Annotated in this window: 1 pseudogene; it reads right to left on the minus strand. The window is 75.4% G+C overall.

Annotated features, from left to right (window positions below):
- Positions 1 to 3 precede the first annotated feature (3 nt).
- A pseudogene (locus tag MW084_RS24385) lies at positions 4 to 625 on the minus strand (DUF6777 domain-containing protein); the annotation flags it as partial.
- Positions 626 to 745 lie beyond the last annotated feature (120 nt).

The following is a 745-nucleotide window of genomic DNA, read 5'->3' on the forward strand; positions in this document are numbered from 1 at the left end:
GCNCGCCCGTCGGGGTGCCGTCGGGGGTGCCGGTGGGGGACTGCGTCGGCGCGGGCGTGGGCGACCCCGTGGTGGCCGGCGGGGTGGGGCCCGTCGGCGTCGCCGAGGGGGAGGTCCGCCCGGGGGCCGGGCGCTCGACGCGCTCGCCGGTCTCCACGTCGACGACGGTGAACGTGGGCACGGGCGTCGGCGCGGGCACCACGACCACGACCTCCTCCGTCCGGAAGCCCGCCCAGGTCTGCCCCACCACCTTCTCCGGCTGCTCCACCCGGGGCCGGTCCAGCGGGTTGCCGCAGGCGCAGCGCACCCGGGGCACGCCGTACCCGTCGACGAGCACCGCCGTTCCGGCCTGGAGCACCGCCTGGTACGGCACCGCCCCGCCGTCCTCGTAGCCGTGGTTCGTCACCAGCGTGTCGAGGCGCAACTGCACCGGCGTCAAGCCGCGCAGGTAGGCGGGCAGGTCCCCGGGCGAGGTGCGCACCACCGAGGCGAACGCCTCCGCCTTGTCCCGGTCCGACCCCAGGTACGCGATCTGCCGCTCGACGTCGCACACGGCGCGGTCGCCGCTGCCCCCGTACAGTTCGGGCGCCGATCCGGCGTACCGGTGGTTCGGCTGCGCGGGCATCGGTTTCACGGGGCGGTTGCCCGGGGTGGCCGTGCTGGGCGTGAAGCTGTTNNGGGGGNCGNNCTCNCNNCGNNGNCNCTGGCGACGACTCCCTCCGTTTTGTGTTTAAGAGACCATNAA

This window comes from Streptomyces sudanensis (genome assembly GCF_023614315.1).
Lineage (GTDB): Bacteria > Actinomycetota > Actinomycetes > Streptomycetales > Streptomycetaceae > Streptomyces > Streptomyces sudanensis.